General features: G+C 28.7%; 13 protein-coding genes. 6 read left to right on the forward strand and 7 right to left on the reverse strand.

All coding sequences use genetic code 11. The features are described 5' to 3' along the window. Window positions 1-62 precede the first annotated feature (62 nt). Together Q0733_RS04435 and Q0733_RS04440 are read left to right on the forward strand one after the other, a co-directional pair. Entirely contained in the window at window positions 63-2,024 is a 1,962-nt protein-coding gene (locus Q0733_RS04435; protein ID WP_298779451.1) for an ATP-binding protein, read from the forward strand. A gap of 12 nt (window positions 2,025-2,036) precedes the next feature. Then, window positions 2,037-2,717 carry a response regulator gene (locus Q0733_RS04440; RefSeq protein WP_298779453.1) on the forward strand — a complete coding sequence of 227 codons (681 nt, stop codon included), beginning with the start codon at window positions 2,037-2,039 and terminating at the stop codon, window positions 2,715-2,717. 178 nt (window positions 2,718-2,895) lie between these two features. Here Q0733_RS04440 and mgtE read toward each other — a convergent pair whose 3' ends face one another. Further along, window positions 2,896-4,245, reverse strand: a complete 1,350-nt coding sequence (gene mgtE / locus Q0733_RS04445) for a magnesium transporter (protein WP_298779455.1) — start codon at window positions 4,243-4,245, stop codon at window positions 2,896-2,898. After that, entirely contained in the window at window positions 4,235-5,038 is an 804-nt protein-coding gene (gene rsmA / locus Q0733_RS04450; protein ID WP_298779457.1) for a 16S rRNA (adenine(1518)-N(6)/adenine(1519)-N(6))-dimethyltransferase RsmA, read from the reverse strand. The genes mgtE and rsmA overlap by 11 nt, the downstream gene beginning before the upstream one ends. Before the next feature lie 83 nt (window positions 5,039-5,121). Here rsmA and Q0733_RS04455 point away from each other — a divergent pair, with 83 nt between their 5' ends. After that, window positions 5,122-5,958, forward strand: coding sequence for a hypothetical protein (locus Q0733_RS04455; RefSeq protein WP_298779459.1), 837 nt, complete (start codon window positions 5,122-5,124; stop codon window positions 5,956-5,958). Here the strand turns inward: Q0733_RS04455 and Q0733_RS04460 are convergent. Together Q0733_RS04460 and Q0733_RS04465 are read right to left on the reverse strand one after the other, a co-directional pair. Continuing rightward, window positions 5,955-6,284, reverse strand: coding sequence for a DUF4286 family protein (locus tag Q0733_RS04460; protein WP_298779460.1), 330 nt, complete (start codon window positions 6,282-6,284; stop codon window positions 5,955-5,957). The genes Q0733_RS04455 and Q0733_RS04460 overlap by 4 nt on opposite strands. 53 nt (window positions 6,285-6,337) lie before the next feature. Then, window positions 6,338-8,143, reverse strand: a complete 1,806-nt coding sequence (locus tag Q0733_RS04465; RefSeq protein ID WP_298779462.1) for a tetratricopeptide repeat protein — start codon at window positions 8,141-8,143, stop codon at window positions 6,338-6,340. Window positions 8,144-8,268: 125 nt separating this feature from the next. Between Q0733_RS04465 and Q0733_RS04470 the strand changes: the two genes are divergently transcribed. Next, a complete protein-coding gene (locus Q0733_RS04470) occupies window positions 8,269-8,412 on the forward strand; it encodes a hypothetical protein (protein WP_298779464.1) in 144 nt (47 codons plus the stop codon). On the opposite strand, the gene serS is transcribed toward Q0733_RS04470, so the two are convergent. Next, the gene (gene serS, locus Q0733_RS04475; protein WP_298779465.1) at window positions 8,409-9,683 is read right to left on the reverse strand and encodes a serine--tRNA ligase; all 1,275 of its coding nucleotides are present in this window, start codon (window positions 9,681-9,683) and stop codon (window positions 8,409-8,411) included. The genes Q0733_RS04470 and serS overlap by 4 nt on opposite strands. A 58-nt stretch (window positions 9,684-9,741) precedes the next feature. Then, on the reverse strand, window positions 9,742-10,674 hold the full coding sequence (locus Q0733_RS04480; RefSeq protein WP_298779467.1) for a bifunctional riboflavin kinase/FAD synthetase: 933 nt from the start codon (window positions 10,672-10,674) through the stop codon (window positions 9,742-9,744). Window positions 10,675-10,865: 191 nt separating this feature from the next. Between Q0733_RS04480 and Q0733_RS04485 the strand changes: the two genes are divergently transcribed. Further along, complete coding sequence (locus tag Q0733_RS04485; RefSeq protein ID WP_298779469.1) at window positions 10,866-13,586, forward strand: TonB-dependent receptor; 2,721 nt, start codon at window positions 10,866-10,868, stop codon at window positions 13,584-13,586. An 18-nt stretch (window positions 13,587-13,604) separates the two neighbouring features. After that, window positions 13,605-15,080 carry a G-D-S-L family lipolytic protein gene (locus tag Q0733_RS04490; RefSeq protein ID WP_298779471.1) on the forward strand — a complete coding sequence of 492 codons (1,476 nt, stop codon included), beginning with the start codon at window positions 13,605-13,607 and terminating at the stop codon, window positions 15,078-15,080. A gap of 72 nt (window positions 15,081-15,152) precedes the next feature. On the opposite strand, the gene Q0733_RS04495 is transcribed toward Q0733_RS04490, so the two are convergent. Next, window positions 15,153-16,367: an aminotransferase class V-fold PLP-dependent enzyme gene (locus Q0733_RS04495; RefSeq protein WP_298779910.1), complete on the reverse strand. Its 1,215-nt coding sequence runs from the start codon at window positions 16,365-16,367 to the stop codon at window positions 15,153-15,155. Window positions 16,368-16,389 lie beyond the last annotated feature (22 nt).

Below are 16,389 nucleotides of genomic sequence, written 5' to 3' on the forward strand. Positions count from 1 at the left end.
TACTTTTATCTAAAAAATTAGTGATTTTACGAAAAAGAATATCTACATATAAAAAACATTGTTTGTTTTTTATAGCTTTTTTACTGTCTTTTCATTTTTCTTTTGGGCAGAATTTTACTTCAAAAAAGAAAATTAAAGACTCTATTGCAACCTATTTTAATAGCCTTAAGTATTATAAGAGAAAGGATATTGAAAAGATTAAAAAATATCAAAAAATTCTAAAAGAAAACAATTTAGATACCTTATTGTTAGATAGTTATTTTTTTTTGGGAATTGAATATGTTTCTAAAAAAGATAGTTTAAATTTTGCTAAAAATTTAAATGCTATAGATAAAATTTATAAAAAAACAAATAGCGAATTAGCTAAATCTCAATATTATTATTTAAAAGGGACTTATTTTAATAGCAACAATGTAATTGATAGCGCATATACTTATTTTCAAAAGGCAAAAAATATATGTGTAAAAAACAATTTGTTTAAACATAGTTATAGATCATTTTATTCTCTTATGGAGCTACAACGTAGAATAAAAGATGCACATGGTTTAGATTTAACAGCTATAGAAGCAATTACTCTTGCTAAAAAAGCAAAAGATTACTATGGATTATCTGATATTTACGCCTACATTGGGTTGAATCATTTTGAAACTAATTTAGAAAAAGGATTAGACAACTATAAAAAATCTAGCTTTTATACTAAGAAAATAAAAGATTCTATAGATAAGCAAATTTATACAACTCTTGGATATTTAAATTATAGTTATACTTATGTTTTTTATAATGATTTTAAAAAGGCGTTGTTTTATGCTAAAAAAGCAGATTCTGTAAATAATCAGTATCAACTTTTTAAGTATGATAAAGGTTTGCAAATTGTTACCAAACAAAATATTGGCGTTAGTAATATTGTTTTAGGTAATGAAGCTTTTGGCTTAAAACAATTAAATGAAAGTAAAGATTTGTGTGGTGAAGATTATCCTATGAAAAAGGCACTAATTTTATATGATATAGGTTTTTATTATCAAAATTTTAAAAAGGATTTAAAAACTACCAGAATAGTAATTAACGAAGCTCTTAAACTTGCAAAAAAAATTTCTGATCCCGATACGGAACTTTATTGTTTAAAGGTTTTAGCCGAAATTTCAAACCCTGTTGAATCAAATAAATATTATAAAAAATATATAAAATTAAGTGATAGTTTATTTTCTAAAAAAAATGAGTTAAAAGATAGTTATGCGCTTGTTAAATACGAAACAAAAGAAAAAGAAGCAGAAAATAATTTTTTAAGACAAGAAAATATTTCGAACATTATTAAGTTAGAAAATATTCTTCATAAAAATAGAATTATACAATTAATTGCCTTTTTATTTATTTTAATAATAGTATTTATAATTATCTTTTATTATCAAAGACAAAAATCCTTAATTTATATAAACAATTTAGCAAAAGCTACAGCAAGAGAAGAAGAAAGGCAAAAAATTGCATCTAATTTACATGATAAAATTGTTGGTGATTTAAGGTTGATATATCAAAAAGCAGAAACTAGTAATCAAATAGAAATTTCTAAACCTTTATTTAAGTTAAAAGAAGAAATTAGAAATTTATCGCATAAGTTAAGTAGTGTTAGTTTTGAAGAAGTGTATTTTAAAGAACAAATGATTAATCTTATAAGTGATTATTTTTCTCCAGATTTTAAAATTAAAACCCATGGGTTAAATGATGTAGATTGGAAAAATGTTAATAATACAATAAAAAGAACCATATATTTAGTAGCAAGAGAAGCTATTCAAAACAGTAAAAAGCATTCTGAAGCTACTTCATTAAATTTATTTTTTGAAATTTCTAATAAAAAATTAAGTTTAAAAATTAATGATAATGGTAAAGGTTTTGATATTAATTCTCCAAAATATGGTTTAGGTTTAAAAAATCAAAAACAAAGAGTAGAAGAATTAAATGGGGTTTTACTTTTAGAAAGTATTATTAATATTGGAACTACTACAACAATTGACATACCGTTAACTGTTTAATATTTAAAATAATTGGAAAAAGATATTAAAATATTATTTGTTGATGATCATCTTTTAATTTTAAAAGGTTTTCTGTCAATGTTTAAAGAGTCTGAAAGTTTTAATAAAATAAATGTTGTAATTAAAACAAGTGGAGATGAAGCACTACAAACTGTTAAAAATGCTTTGGAAACAGATCCTTTTGATATTGTTTTTACAGATTTAAGTTTTAATACAACTACAAATACTATTCATTCTGGCGAAACACTCATCAAAGAATTAAAAAAAGCAGCTCCAAATTTAAAGATTGGCGTAATTACAGGACATTCTGAAACAAATAGAATTTATAATGTTATTACAAACCTTAACCCTTTAGCCTATATTTTAAAGGATAGCTGTAATCTAACAGAGCTGAACTTTGCTATAGAAAGAATGCTTAATGATGAGGTTTATTATTCTCATATTGTTCACCAAAAAATTTTAAAAAGAAGCATTATTCAAATTTCGATGGATGAAATTGCACTTCAAATTTTAGAAGAACTTCCTAAACACCCCAAAATTGGTAATCTTGTTGGTCATATTGTAAATAGTAATGGAAAATTATTACAAATAAGGTCAATAGAAAAAAAATTATCTGATTTAAGAATAAGTTTAAATGCACAAAACAATACAGATTTAGTGCTGAAAGCCAAGGAGTTAGGTGTTGTAGATTAAAGAGTACGTAAATCCGTAAAAATAGTTGCGGAAAATAACCTTTTAATTAAAGAAATTAATATTATATTTGTATAGGCAAAAAAAGTTTTTTTTTGTTGATTTTGAATTAGATATTGGGGAATACTAGTTTTAAGTAAATTACTAAAAGCTTTAAGTTATTTATAACTTAAAGCTTTTTTTATATTCCTAAAATCATTTTAGCAATTAGAAAGTAAATTAGAATTCCAAAAATATCATTACTAGTTGTAATAAATGGACCAGTAGCAATTGCAGGATCTATACCTCTTTTGTTTAAAAATAAGGGAACAAAAGTACCTATTAAACCTGCAATAATAATAACTACAATTAAAGAAACAGAAATAGCAAAAGCAAGTTTAATTTGACCTTCATATACCCAAACAAATAAGAATAAAAATAGTGCCAAAATAACACCATTTAGAGCTGCTAAAAGCATTTCTTTAAAAAGCCTACTATTTATACTTCCTTTTACATCATTATTTGCTAAACCTTGTACAATAATTGCAGAAGATTGTACACCAACGTTTCCTGCCATTGCCGCAATTAATGGTGTAAAAAAGAAAAGCGTTGCGTATTTAGAAAAAACAGTATGAAAACCTTTCATAATAATAAATGCTCCAACACCTCCAATTAAACCTAAGAAAAGCCACGGTAATCTAGCTCTTGTAAGTTGTAAAATACTGTCATCAGAGTCTACATCTTGGGTTAAACCAGCAGCCATTTGATAATCTTTATCGGCTTCTTCTTTTAATACATCAACAATATCATCTATGGTAATTCTACCAACAAGAACATTATTATTGTCTACAACAGGTATGGCTTCTAAATCATATTTAGTCATAATTTTTGCAACCTCTTCATCATCTTCATGAACATTTACAGAATCTACAGTAGACTTAGAAATGTCTGCAATTTTTTGATCTGATTTTGCAATTATTAAATCTTTTAAAGATAATCTTCCAACTAATTTTTCTTCTTTATCAACTACATATATAGAGTGTACTCTTGTAACTTCTTTTGCTTGCCCTCTAATTCTTCTCATACAGCCAGCAACAGTCCATGTCTCATAAACTTTTACTAACTCTTTTGCCATTAAAGCCCCTGCAGTATCATCATCATAAGACAAAAGTTCTTTGATATCTGCAACTAATTCTTGATCATCTAAAGCACTTATTACACGCTCTTGGCGTTCTTCTGAAAGTTCACCAATAATATCAGCAGCATCATCAGAATCCATTTCACCAATTTCATCCGCAATTTCTTTTGCTGATAAATTTTTTAAAATTTTTTCACGAATATCTTCTTCTAATTCTGTAAGAATTTCTGATGTTTTTTCGCTATCTAAAAGTTTAATGATATAAATGGCTTCATCAAAATTTACTTCGTCTAAAACTTCAGCAATATCTGCATAATGGACATCTTTAAAAATAGCAGAAATTGATTTGTCTTTTTTATTTGCTACAAGTTCTGTTAGGTTTTCTAGAAATTCATTTGTAAATTCAAATGCCATTTTTCGTTAATTTTTGTGTGAGTAAAATAAACTCTTTAACTGATAATTGTTCTGGGCGCTTGGCAAATATAGGTTCTTCTTTTAAAGAATCCGAAAGTTGAAATGATTTTAAACTTGAACGTAACATTTTTCTACGTTGATTAAAGGCGGTTTTTACCACCCTAAAAAATAATTTTTCATCAACTGGTAATGAATAATCTTTTTTTCTGATAAATCTTATTACACCAGAATCTACTTTTGGTGGTGGGTTAAAAACCGTTGGTGGAACTGTAAATAAATACTCAACATCAAAAAAAGCTTGTGTTAAAACTGATAGAATTCCATAAATTTTAGAGCCTTCTTTTTCTGCAATTCTCATGGCAACTTCTTTTTGAAACATACCTGCAAATTCAGGTACATAATCTCTATTTTCAATTGCTTTAAAAACTATTTGAGAAGATATGTTATATGGGAAATTTCCTATTATAGCAACTTGTTTTTTATTAAAAATTTCTGTGATTTTTTTCTTTAAAAAATCGCCTTCAATAATTTCAAAATTTTCTTTAGAAGTATCTAGTTTAATATGTTCTACCGGAAAGGTTTCGTTTAAGTAAGCAACCGATTCTCTGTCTAATTCTAATACTGTAACTTTTGGTTTTTTAGGTAATAAATATTTGGTTAAAACGCCCATTCCTGGGCCAATTTCTAACACATGATTATATCCAACTTCTGTTAAAGCATCTGCAATTTTTTTTGCAATTGTTTCATCAGTTAAAAAATGTTGTCCAAGATGTTTTTTTGCTTTTACAGACATTTGTTTTGCTTTTATACTTCATAAACAAAGATACAGTTAATATCGGCATAATTTTTGGTGATTTCTGTTTTAAATCAACCAAAATGGATAAAAAAATACTATTAATTGCTGTATTTGTATTTGGGTTTAATACAAATAATTTTTGTCAAAATGGAAAGTTATACAAAGGAAAAGAGAGTTTAAAAACTACAAATTCATCGTCTTCTAATAAAGGTACTACAAAAATTTCACGTTCAAGAAGACATTATAATAATGAAGAAATAAGGAGTCCGTTTGCAAGTATTATTTGGGGTATTTTTGCATATACAGTTTATGGTGTTGCTGTAGAATCTCCTTGGGAAAAGGATAGTAAAATGCACGATGCAGAAATTGCTCATTATCCTTTTGAAAAAACTACTCATGGAAATTTTATTTACACAGATTCAATAAACTACAATCTTGCAAGGTTTGATATTACTAATAGTTTTGTGATTGAAAACAGTAATTTATATGGTAATAATTTGGGAGTAAATTTTCGTTTTTTAAGACGTTTTGCTATAGATGTAGATTACTTGTATTTAAAAGAAAATGTAAATAGTATAAACGATTCTTTTTATTTGTATGCTGCTTTATTAAAATATTATAGAATAAGAACACAAAAGTTTGATGCTTGGTTTGGTTTAGGTGCAATGCATGTTGCAAATGATGTTCATAAAACTGGTTTTGGCTTGGGTTTTGGAGCTGAGTGGTTTATAGCAAAACCAATTAGTTTAGAGTTTACTCATAAATGGACAAATATTAATAGCCAAGAGGTACACAAAACAAAAGTGTATTTAAAATATTATCTTAAAAATTATCATATCTCATCTGGATATGAGCATTTTAAAATTGGTGTATCTAAAATTAATGCTTTTTCTATTGGTGTTGGAGCCAGTTTTTAATTATTAGCAGTTGTAGGGTAAAATTCTTTTATTACTTTTAATTCAGTTCTAAAAGCAAGCATTTTATCGCCATACTTTTTTAAGCTTTCAACTTGTAACTTTTCTGCATCTTCGTTGTAATAATCATCTAAATCTTGTCTTGAATTTGCAGTATATTGAATAGAAAATGTTTTACCACCCATTTCTTCATCAACTAAAACTTCTGTAAATTTTGCTGATGTAAATTTACCTGTGTTTAAAACATCCAAAATATGATTTTCTATCCAAATTAACCATTCAGAAACTAAGGTATCTTCAATATTTATAGTTACGTTATATATGTACATTAATAAGGTTTTTAGTTATTTGTTTTTTTGATGTAGTTTTAGAGAAGCATAAACTATATGTCATCTCCTCTAAGTTTTCTAAACCTCTTTCTGGCATCAACCAAGTAAATACTTGATGGATGTTCAAAAATTATTTTCTGATAATATTCTTGAGCTTTTTCAGGATTGTTTAAGTTGTTATTGTACATTTCTGCCATCATAAAATATACATCATCAGTTAAAAAACCTTGATTATCTGCTGCAACTATTTTTGCCAAACTTAAAATAGCATCATCATATCTTTTTAATTTGATATATAATTTTGCTTTAAAAAATAAGGCATCATCATAAATTACTTCACTAGGGTTTAGACCATTTTCAAAAAAATCATTAGATGTAAAAAGTGTTTCAATTTCTGATAAAGCTTCATCGTTTTTATTTTGATACGCTAATAATTCTGCCCTAGCCAATTGTTTTAATCCAGATGGAATAGAATCTACAGGTTCATTATCAGTAATTTTTAAAAATAAATCTACAGCATCATTGGCAATTAGTTGTGTGGTAGAACCTTTTAATACTTTTAGTTGTGCTTTTGCCCAAGTAAAATCACCTTTATAATAACTAGTTTGTGCTACTTTAAAACGGGCTTGTTGTGCCAATTCATGGTCTTCTAATTTTGTTTGAATTTGAGAAAAATAGATCAATGCTTTGTTATAATTTCCTTGAAAAACCAAAACATCGCCCAATTTTAATTTAATTGCGGCTTGGTCAAATTTTGATCTAGTAAAGGTTAACGCTTTTTCTAAAACTTGTTTGGCTTGTTGAGGTTTGTTTTTGTTAAAAGTTAAAAAATCTGCATATTCTACTTGCAATTTTATGGTTAAAGAATTAGTGCCAAATTCTTTAAAAAGTGCTTGAAATATATTTTCTGTTTCTACATTATTAGTTGCAATTGCAATTTTTGTTAAGTATAAATTTGCATTAATTTTTTCTTCATTAAAAACAGATTTATCATTGATAAAATCAAAACAGTTTTTAGCAGCGTCAAAACTTTTATTTTCAAAAGCATTTTTACCTAAATCAAAAATGGCAAATAAATCTGATGGATTTCTTTGATACAAAGCTTTCTCTTGTATTAATGCTTTTCCGTAATCTTTTTGTTGTGCAAATAACCAACTTAACAAAATATTCCAAACATCTTTTGGGTTTCTAGCAGATTTTCTTAACAAGGTTTTTCTGAATAAAACATTTGTTTCATTTTCAGAGTCGTCAGTTATATATTGGCTAGCATATCTTTGTACTAAATTTAGATAAGAATCTTGTTTGTCAATTAAATTTATGTAAGCATAAAACATTTTTTCATATTCACCTTTTTCACCATAAATCTGTGCAATTTGAAAATTATAATTTGCATTCGGGTTTTTAATCATTGCTTTTTCATATGCAGAAATTGCATAATCTAACAAGTTGTAATCTTTAAAAATACGACCAATTGTACCACCAAAAGCAGCATTTTTGTCTAAAGAATTTATTGCTTTTTCATACTGAATTTTAGCTTGCTCTTCCTTTTGCTGTTTGCTATAGTTATATCCTAAAAAAACATACAAATAAACTTGATTTGCATTTTGTTGAATTCTTTTTTTTAGAAGATTTTCTGCGGTAAGAAATTGATTTGTTTCTTGATAACAAGAAATTAATCTGTTTAAATATGATGTGTTAAAGGGAGTTAAATTGTATAGTTTTTTGTAAATCTGAGTTGCTTTCTCAAATTCTCCTTCTCTAAAATAGCTTTCTGCTAATTTAAATTCGTTTTGAACATCTTTTTGTGAAAAGGCAAAACTACTTATGAATAACAAAAAAAGTAAAAAATATTTTTTCATATAATTTCAAAGATAATCAACAAAAATGTTAAAATTTTATTAAACCCATCTATTTTTAGAAAGTTGTCTGTAACATTTTGGCACGAAAGTTGTCTATAGTATATAACAACTAAACAAAACTGATTATGAAAGATCTAACTAACAAGTACGAAAACGCAAAAAACAACTCAATAAAGTTTATGAGAAATGGGCAAATTAGCGCTTATTTAAATTCACTTATAGAAATGAATAAATATAAGAGGTTAATGATTGCTATTGTAGCAAACTAATTAATAATACTAAAACCAGTATAAGGAATCAAGGCTTCCGGAACTTGAATTCCGTCAGCTGTTTGATAGTTTTCTAAAATACCCGCTAAAACACGTGGTAAAGCTAAAGAGCTTCCATTTAACGTGTGTGCTAATTCACTTTTTCCTTCTTTATTTTTAAACCGTAGTTTTAATCTGTTTGCTTGAAATGTTTCAAAGTTTGATGCAGAACTAATTTCTAACCATCTATCTTGCGCTGTTGAAAATAGTTCAAAATCAAAAGTTAAAGCAGATGTAAAACCTGTATCTCCACCGCATAAGCGTAAAATTCTATAAGGTAATTTAAGTTCACGTAAAATATTTTTTATGTGTTCTACCATACCATCTAATGCTTTATAAGAATTGTTTGGGTGTTCAATTCTTACAATTTCTACTTTATCAAATTGGTGTAACCTATTTAAACCACGTACATGCGCACCATAACTACCGGCTTCACGTCTAAAACATGGTGTGTAACCAGTAACAGTAATTGGAAACTCAGATTCTTGCATTAAATTACCACGAAACATATTTGTAATTGGTACTTCAGCAGTTGGTATTAAATACAAATCGTCAACTGTAGAATGATACATTTGCCCATCTTTATCTGGTAATTGCCCAGTTGCAGTTGCAGATGCAGTATTTACTAAATGCGGAACTTGCACTTCTGTATAACCTGCTTCTATATTTTTATCTAAAAAATAATTAATTAAAGCACGTTGTAACCTTGCCCCTTTCCCTTTATAAACAGGAAAACCAGCGCCAGAAATTTTGTTTCCTAACTCAAAATCTATAATGTCATATTTTTTTGCTAATTCCCAATGAGGAAGCGCATTTTCTCCTAAATCAGGAATAACACCTTCACTAAAAACATTCTCATTATCATCTTCAGAAGTACCTGATTTTACAGATGCATGAGGCACATTTGGTATTTGATACAAAAGCGTATCCAGTTCATCAGAATACATATTTAATTTTTCTGATAAATCTTTTGATGCTTCTTTTAACTGAACCGTTTTTTCTTTTAAAATATTTGCTTTTTGTACTTGACCCGTTTTAAAAAGACCGCCAATTTCTTTGGATAATTTATTAGATTCTGCTAAGGTGTTATCAAGTTGAACCTGTGTTGCTCTTCTATTTTCATCCGCAGTTAAAACTTGTTCAACAATTGTTTCAGCATTTGCAAAATTACGTTTTGCTAATCCATTTAAAACAGCTTCTTTGTTTTCTCTAATAAAGTGTACTTGTAACATTTTTGGTGTATTATAAGCAGCAAATATACAGGAAGATTAAGACTTTAGCAATGTAGTTTTAGATATTGTTTTTTATATAATTTCTAACAGTTTCTTCATCTTTTTTAAGTTGATGAGTTAATAACTCAATAGTCTCAAATTTTTGTTCATCTCTTAAAAATAAAAGTAACTCTATGGTTAAATTTTTACCATATAAATTTTGATTAAAATCAAAAAAATGAATCTCAATTGTTTGATGACTTCCATTTACTGTAGGTCTGTTTCCAATATTCATCATTCCAAAAACAGTAGTATTATCAATGGTAGATTTTACCATATAAACACCTGTTTTTGGTATTAATTTATAACTTTCTTTTACATCAATATTTGCAGTAGGAAACCCTATTTTACCACCTAATTGTTTGCCATTAATTACATTTCCATTTAGCATAAAATTGTAACCTAAATAATTATTTGCGGTTTTTAGGTTTCCAGAAGCTAATGCGCGTCTAACTTTTGTAGAACTTACAGAAACATCATCTATATCTTGAGCCGGAATTTCTTCAACTTTAAAATCATATAAATGACTGTATTCCGTTAATTGAGTAATATTTCCTTCTCTATTTTTACCAAAATGATGATCGTAACCAATAATTAATTTTGATATATTTAGTTGATTCACCAAAATATCTCTAACAAACTCTAAAGCTGTTGTTCTAGAAAATTCTTTGCTAAATGGATGAATAATTAAATAATCTAAACCTGTTTTTTCTAATAACATTGCACGTTCTTCAATAGTATTAATTAATTCTATTGAAGCATCTTTTTGCAAAACCATTCTTGGATGTGGAAAAAAAGTTAACAAAACTGCTTTTTTATTCTTTTTTTTTGCTTCAAAAACTAACTTTTTAATTATTTTTTGATGCCCAAAATGTACACCATCAAAAGTTCCTATGGTAACAAAAGTTTGTTCTTTTGATGAGAAATCAGAAATGTTATTTACAATTATCAAGAAGTAAATTTTTTTATAAAGCAAATGTACAATATCTGATTCTTATAAAAATAAAACAACATGTATGATTTTAAGTATTTATGTTGCAATTAAAGCAATCTATTTTTGTTAAAATCATAAATAATTTAACAAATAATTCAGAAATTCAAAAAAAATTGTATTTTGCGTGTTAGTTAACAAATATTCAAATTATGATAAAAAATTTTTTACTTGTCGCATTTATTGCTTTTAGTAGCCTAACAATGGTAGCACAAACTACTGTTTCGGGTATAGTTAAAGATGCAAAAACTGGAGAAACACTTCCTGGTGCAAATATTAAAGTTTCTAGAAAACTTGTTGGTACAAGCACAGATTTTGATGGAAATTTCATTTTAAAAGTTACTGATAACCCACCTTTTACTTTAGAAATATCAATGATAGGTTTTAAAACATCTAAAGTTGAGATTACAAAAAATAACCAAAAAGTAGAGGTTAGTTTAACAGAAAACCAAACTTCTTTAGATGAAATTGTAGTTTCAGCATCTAGAACTCCAGAACGTATTATGGAGTCTCCTGTAACTATTGAAAGAATGGATTCTAGAGCAATTAAAAATACTTCTTCACCGTCTTTTTATGATGGTTTAGAAAACTTAAAAGGTGTTGATGTTAATACAAATAGTTTAACATTTAAATCTGTAAATACAAGAGGTTTTGCTACTTTTTCAAACACACGTTTTATGCAATTGGTAGATGGTATGGATAATTCATCACCTGCATTAAATTTTGCAATAGGTAATTTATTAGGTATGTCTGAATTAGATGTAAAAACGGTAGAGTTGTTACCAGGAGCATCATCAGCATTATATGGAGCAAATGCTTTTAATGGAATTATGTTTATGACAAGTAAAAGCCCTTTTGAAGATCAAGGAATTAGTGTTTCTTTAAAAGGCGGTATTACAAGTCAAGAAGCTGCAGGTAATAATGAGTTTACTGACTTTAATATTAGAATGGCGTATGCTTTTTCTGATAAGTTTGCTGCAAAAGCAACACTTTCTGTTTTAGAAGGAGAAGACTGGCATGCAACAGATTATAGAAATACTAGAAACGGTGCATTTGCTGATGGCAGTAGAGAGTCAGATATAAATTATAACGGAGTTAATGTATTTGGGGATGAAGCTTCAACTAACCTAAATGGAGTAGGACAAGCTCTTGAAGCATTAGGAGTTTTACCAGCTGGTGCATCGGCTTTAATACCAAGTGTTAATGTAAGTAGAACTGGTTATAATGAAAGAGATTTAATTGATTATGGAGTAAGTAGTGTTAAGTTCGGAGGGTCTTTAAATTACCGTCCTTATGGAGATGACCGTTTAGAAATTATTTGGAATACTAAAGCGGGTACAGGTAACACACAATATTTAGGAGGTCAAAAATATAGTATCAAAAGCTTTTTAATGCAACAACATAAATTAGAAGTAAAAGGTAAAAACTTTTTTGTAAGAGGATATACTACTTCTGAAGATGCTGGAGATTCTTATAACACTTTATTTGCTGCTTTAAATATCAACAGATCATGGAAAGATGATAATACCTGGTTTGGTGAGTATGCAGGAGCATATTTCTTAGGCACTTTAAATGGTTTAAATTCTGATGAAGCACATGCTGCAGCAAGAGAAACTGCTGATACAGGTAGATTAGAACCAGGAACAGCAGGTTTTCAACAAGCTTTTGATAAAATTACAGCTGACCCAAATTTATTAACAGGTGCAAAATTTAGAGATCAAACTAAATTGTATCATGCAGATGCAAACTATAATTTTCAAGATCAAATAGATATTGCTGAAATTCAAGTAGGTGCTTCTTATAGAAGATATTCATTAAATTCTTTTGGAAATATTTTTACCGATGCAGATGGACCAATTAATTATGATGAGTATGGTGTATACACACAAGCTCAAAAGAAATTTTTAGAAGATGATCGTTTAAAAGTTACAGCTTCACTTAGATATGATAAAGCACAAAATTTTGATGGTAATTTTTCTCCGAGAGTTTCTTTAGCGTATGCAGGTGGTGAAGATAAAAATCAAAATTTTAGAGCCTCTTTTCAAACAGGTTTTAGAAACCCAACAACACAAGATCAATATATTGGATTAGATGTAGGTTCTGCAATTTTAGTAGGTTCAGCACCAGATAATTTAGATAAAAGTGTAGCTTATTTAGATTCAAGTGGTAATACTCAATCTTTAAGTATAAGAGATGCTTATGAGAACTCTTATACAATTGCTAGTGGAGGTACTGAAGCAGCAGATGTAGACTTGGTAAAACCAGAAAAAGTTACAGCTTTTGAAGTTGGATATAGAGGTTTAGTAAAATCTGGAGAATCTAGACTTACAGTAGATTTAAGTGTGTATTATAATCAATATGAAGATTTCATAGCAAATAAAAATGTTTTAGTTTTAGGAAGTAATAACGATATAAAAATAGTTCAACTATACACAAATTCTGCTGCAGATATCAATTCTTACGGAGCTACAATTGGTTTAAATACTAAAGTTTTAAATGGCTTTAATTTAGGTTTAAACTATACATTTGCTAAATTTGATTTTGACCAATCTACTGACCCAGATTTTGAAGCTGGCTTTAATACTCCAGAACACAAGGTAAAAATACAATTTGGTAAAACAGATTTATTTAAAAACTTTGGTTTTAACATTAATGCTAGATGGCAAGATGAATATTTATGGCAATCTACTTTTGTTGACGGAACAATAGAAGCAAGAACAGTTTTAGATGCACAGATTAACTATCAAGTGCCAAGTATCAAATCAGTATTTAAACTTGGTGGATCTAACTTAACAGGTCAAGAATATTTAAGCGCACCAGGTGTAGGAGCTATTGGATCTCAATATTACCTTTCTTGGACAATTAATAACTAATAAAAAACATCATATTTTATGAAAAATTATAAATATATAGGCTTATTTCTTTTATCATTATCAATTACATCTTGTGATGTAGACAATGAATTAGCTGAAATTCCTGCAGAAGTAGTTGCAGAAGTAGCCTTAGATACAAATGGGTTAGATTTTTCTACATACATTTCCGTTGGGGCTTCTTTTACAGCAGGTTATACAGATGGAGCTATGTTTATTGCAGCTCAAGAAAATTCTTTTCCAAATATTTTAGCATCAAAATTTGGTGCAGATTTTAACCAACCTTTAATGGCTGATAATATTGGGGGACTACTTTATGGTGGTACGCAAATTCAAGAACCAAGATTTTATTTTGATGGTGCTGGACCAGCAAGATTAGATGCTACACCAACTACTGAAACAACAACTGTTCTTTCAGGTCCTTTTAATAATTTTGGTGCTCCTGGAGCAAAAAGTTTTCATTTAGGTGTAGCTGGATATGGACAACTGAATCCTTACTTTGGTAGGATGGCTTCAGACCCAACAGCAAGTGTTATGGGAGATGCTTTAGCAACAAACCCTACATTTTTTACCTTATCAGAAATAGGTGGTAATGATGTATTAGGATATGCACTTTCTGGTGGAACTGGAGTGGATCAAACTGGAAACTTTGACGCTACAACTTATGGAGGTAATGATATTACAGACCCAAATGTTTTTGCAGGAGTTTTAAGTGGTATGGTTACAGCTTTAACAGCTAATGGCGCAAAAGGTGTAGTTGCTAATGTACCTTATATTACTAATTTAGCTAATTTTACAACAGTAACTCATGATGTTATTCCTTTAGACGCTGCTACAGCAGGAGCATTAAATTCAGCATATGCAGAGTATAATGCAGGTTTACAATTAATACTTTCGTATGGTTTAATTACACAAGATGAGGTAGATAGTAGAACAATTAGTTTTGAAGCATCTGAAACAAATGCTGTAGTAATTGTAGATGAAGATTTAACGGATTTAACTGCTTATGGTTTGCCAAGTTATAGACAAGGTACTTCAGATGATTTATTTTTATTAGCATCTGCATCGTTTATAGGTACAGAAGCTGTTGCAGGAAATCCATTAACAGTTAATGGAGTAGCAATTCCTTTAGCAGATCAGTGGGTATTAACACCACAAGAGCAAGCTGCAATTAAAACAGCAACAGATGCATATAACACTACCATTGCTGCCGTTGCTGCAGCAAATGAAAATGTTGCTTTAGTTGATTTTAAAGCTGTTTTAGAAGAAGCTTCTGCAGGAATTGTATTTGATGATTATACTTTAACAACTAGTTTAGTTACTGGTGGTTTAATTAGTTTAGATGGTGTTCATTTAACAGCAAGAGGTTATGCTTTAATGGCAAATAAAATATTAGCTGCTATAGATGCTGAATTTGGTTCTAATTTTACTTCAGCAACTGATGGTCTAGCTAAAGCGGCTGATTATCCAACAAATTATTCTGCTGCATTGAGATAATAATTTAAAATATATTACAATAAAAAAGGTTGAGAATTAATTCTCAACCTTTTTTATTATCTAATTATTTTTTTAAGATAACATCATAGTTGCCCTTTTAACTCCTGCAACTAACACATCTATTTCTTCTTTTGTGTTATAAAAAGAAAAAGAAGCTCTTATAGTTCCTGGTATTTTATAAAAATCCATGATAGGTTGTGCGCAATGGTGTCCTGTTCTTACAGCAATACCTAATTTATCTAAAATAGAACCAATATCATAAGGATGAATATCATTTACATTAAAAGAAATTACAGCAGTTTTACATTTATTATTGGCGTAAATTTTTAATCCTTCGATGTTTAAAAGTTTACTTGTTGCATATTCTAAAAGCTCGTTTTCATAGGATGCTATTGTTTCAAAACCTACAGAATTCATATAATCTATAGCTGCTCCAAAAGCAATTCCACCACAAATATTTGGGGTTCCAGCTTCAAACTTATGAGGCAATCCTGCATAGGTAGTTTTATCAAAAGTAACAGTTTCAATCATTTCTCCTCCACCTTGATAAGGAGGCAGTTTTTGCAACCATTCTTCTTTTCCATATAATACACCAACACCTGTTGGGCCACATAATTTATGAGCAGAAGCTACATAAAAATCTACATCTAATTCTTGTACATCTGGCTTAATATGAGGTGTTGCTTGTGCACCATCAATTAATACCGCAGCACCAAATTTATGTGCAGCATGTATAATTTCTTCAATAGGATTTATAGTTCCTAAAGCATTAGAAACATGGTTACAAAAAACGATTTTAGTTTTGTTAGTTAATAATTCATGATAAATATCCATTCTTAAAGTTCCATCTTCATCCATAGGAATCACTTTTAAAATAGCGCCTGTTTTTTCGCATAACATTTGCCAAGGAACAATATTAGAATGGTGTTCTAAAGCGGAAACAATAATTTCATCACCAGTTTTTAAAAGTGAAGCAAACCCAGAAGCAATCATATTTATACCATGGGTTGTACCTGAAGTTAATATAATTTCATAGGCTTTTTCTGCATTAAAATGTTTTTGAATTTTAATACGAGCTTCTTCATATTTATCAGTGGCTTCTTGACTTAAAGTATGCACCCCACGATGAATATTTGCATTATAATTACTGTAATAATCTACAATAGTATCAATAACAACTTGTGGTGTTTGTGATGTGGCAGCATTATCAAAATACACCAAAGATTTTCCATGAACAGTTCTTTTTAGAATAGGAAAGTCTTCTCGAATTTTATCAACATTAAACATAAATATCATTTTAAATTACAAA

This window comes from uncultured Polaribacter sp. (assembly GCF_947500975.1).
Classification (GTDB): Bacteria; Bacteroidota; Bacteroidia; order Flavobacteriales; family Flavobacteriaceae; genus Polaribacter.